This window comes from Campylobacter sp. TTU-622, assembly GCF_016598965.1.
Taxonomy (GTDB): Bacteria; Campylobacterota; Campylobacteria; order Campylobacterales; family Campylobacteraceae; genus Campylobacter_D.
The window spans coordinates 1-3,228 of sequence record NZ_JAENKR010000112.1 but is presented as its reverse complement, the minus strand read 5'-3'; the positions used below and the strand labels follow the sequence as shown (position 1 = coordinate 3,228).

Annotated in this window: 2 protein-coding genes; both read right to left on the bottom strand. The window is 24.8% G+C overall.

Annotation, left to right across the window (positions count from 1 at the left end; translation table 11 throughout):
- Window positions 1–1,993: DUF7494 domain-containing protein (locus JG677_RS07540; RefSeq protein ID WP_200286028.1), on the bottom strand; the 1,993-nt coding region annotated here is incomplete at its 3' end.
- Between the two features lie 19 nt (window positions 1,994–2,012).
- Window positions 2,013–3,228: NADH-quinone oxidoreductase subunit N (locus JG677_RS07535; protein ID WP_200286027.1), on the bottom strand; the 1,216-nt coding region annotated here is incomplete at its 5' end.

The window sequence follows — 3,228 nt, the reverse complement described above, 5'->3', positions numbered from 1 at the left end:
GCTCTACCATATTAAAATTCATAGGAAAACTCTCTAAAATTTGTAAAATATCCATTGCTTTATTATAATCATTTAAACGCAAATAAGATAAAAATTCTAAATAATAAGCTTTAAAATTTTCTTCATCGCTTTTTAATATTCTTGAATTTATGATTTCATCAGCAATTTTAATCACTTGAGTATATTGTTTATTATCAAATAAAATTTGCGCTTTTTGTAATCCATAAAAAATACTATCTTCGTGATAATTTTTATCAATGTATTGCAAAGCTTCATCTAATCTAGATGTTCTTTGAAAACAAGTAAGCATTTTCTTTTTATTGCTAATTTTTTGCCCTATATCATAAGCTTTAAATTCTTCAAAAATTTCACTTGCTCTAATACAATCATCTTTTTGTAATTCCTCGCTAAGTAAAAAAGTAGCAGAATCTTCTAAAATTTTAAGAGTTGAAGGAATTTTGATTTTCTCAATTTGATCTTTATAAGTAATTATTTTTGGATAATTTTTCTCTTTATAATAAAGTTTAATGTCTTCTTCTAAGGCTTTATTACTAATAGCTTGATCACTTTGTTCATATTGTTTTATTATTTCTTCATAACGTTGATGGAGTAAGGTTGCATTATTATCATCTAATTTTAAAAAAACTTCATCATTAGCTTTTCTAATTTCATCAATATAAAGCCCATCTACAAATTCATTCATATATAAATTTATATATTTTTTTGCCTTTAAAGCTTCTTTAGTATGAAGCAAAGAAAAAATTAAATTTTTTAAAACATTTTCATAACGAGGATCTGTTTTATCCATTTGTTCAAAAGTATCCTCATAAATTGAAGAACTTGTATCATACTTTTGATTTTTATAAAAAAGATTAGCAAGATCTAATGCTCTTGAGATATCTTTTCCAAAATATTTTGGATCTGCTTTTAAAACAATATCAATATAATCAATTGCTTGTTTTATTTTATTATTTGTTATCAAATCTTTTGATAAAGATAAAGCAGATCTTGCTGCAAGATCTAAATTTTTATTATTATAGAAAGTATTTTCATAAATTGAAATTGCTCTTTCTTTATCTCCTAAATCATAAATGTAATCAGCATAATCAAGTCTTGCAAGATCTGTAAAATAATTATTTGCTTGCTCATTATTTAAAATCGACATTACATAATCAACATCAGCCTTTTGAGAAAGTGCTATATATGTTCTTAGCATGATATATAAAACTTCTGGAAAATTTTTATCACTTGTAAAAGTCCTCATCCAATTTTTAGCATCATCAATCATACTTTCTAAAATCTGTTGATCTCTAGAATCTGAATTTTGAGTATAAATTTTATTTTGTGCCCTTAATTTATAAAGAGCAAATTCACTCATAAAAATACTACCTTTATAACGATTAATAGCATTTCTTGCATCTGTAATAACTTGTTCATAATTTTGTTTTTGATAGTCTTTTTCTATACGTAAAAAAGTATTAATGTCAGCACTTTGAGGGATAAATACCGGATCTGAGTTTAAATCAAGAGCTCCTATATAAGGAAGGCTTTGATGAGGAAAATCTATGGGAAATTCTAAACCATTGTACTCTTTAGTATTAGCAATATTTGGCACAAAAGCAAATGTAAGACTTTTTGATTTTAAAGAATTATCAGTGCGAATTTCAGTATCCATAAAAATATTTTGCGAAAAATTATATACTTTAGTATCAACTTTTGGAAAGATTAATAATTTTATTTTTTGATCTTCTTTAATAAATCTAAGATCAAATAAAGCAAAATTTTGATCTTTTAACTCATTATTTACTACACCTAAAATTTCACATTCGTAGTGAATTTTAGTATCTTCAATAACACTTTTGCATGTAAATTCTTGATCATTATTAATATGTAAAATTGCAAAAGGTTGATTATTCTCACGACCTGTATTTAACACTAAATCAAATGCAAAAAGTTTTATAATGCTTAATAATATTAAAATTAAAATTTTCATAAATTAATTACAAAAACTCCTACAACATGAAAAATAGTGCTAAAATATTTACGCCAATACATAAAATCAATACTAAATTTTGTCTAAAATTTAATTTGGTGATATAAATCTTATCTTTCTTTATAAAGAATGCATTAATAATAATTTTAATATAGGCATAAAGCATAATCATAGAACTTAAAGCAATAAATAAAGCTAAATATCCATAGCCATTTTCTATAATAGATTTTAAAATCATAACCTTACCCCAAAATACCCCAAAAGGAGGAATCCCAGCTAAAGAAAGAACACAAATTCCTAAACAAATAGCTATTAAAGGTCTTTTAGTTAAAATTCCTTGCAAATCTTCATAAGAACTTTTCTTTAAAAGACTTAAAATTAAAAAGATAGCATAGTTAGCAAAAGCAAACAATACCCAATATCCAAAAATAGGAATTAAGCTCAAACTAAAATCTTCTTGATTGTATCGCAACAAAGGAATTAAAGCACATAATACAAAAGAAGAATGAACCACAGAACTATAGGCTAACATTTTTTTAATATTTTGCTGGCTTAATGAACTTATAGCTGCTAATATCATAGAAAAAACTGCTATTATCATTATAATATATTCAAATCCTAAATTACTCATAAAATTAAAAATTCTTAATATAACAACAAGTATAGCAACTTTTGGAACAACTGAAATAAAAGCAACCAAATTTGTATGGGCCGCATAATAAACATCTTTTAACCAAAAATGAAAAGGTATTAAAGAAAGCTTGATGGCACATAAAATAAAAATAATAACCCCTATACTTAAAAATAAAGGATCTTTTTGAAATTCATTTTTTAACGCAAGGGTAGAATTTAGATCTAAACTGCCTGTTTTCATATAAAATAATGCACAAGCAAGAGTAAAAAATCCTGCTCCAACAGCAGCAACGCTAAAATATTTAATACTAGAAGAAATAGCATTTTGCGTTCCTCTCATAGCAATCAATGTATAAAGGGCTAAGGAAGATCCTTCAAGAGCAATAAAAATTAAAATCAAATTAGAACTTGAAACCATCAATAATAATGAAGAAACCATAAATAAAAATAAAGGATAAAATTCACTTTTATTTTTTTCTCTATCCATTAAAAGGTATAAAAAGGAAAAAAATAAAATAATACAAGATGCATAAAAAGATACTATATCACTTCTTAAAGTATCCAAAAATGCTTTAGCCTCTATACCTTGCATACTCATATTT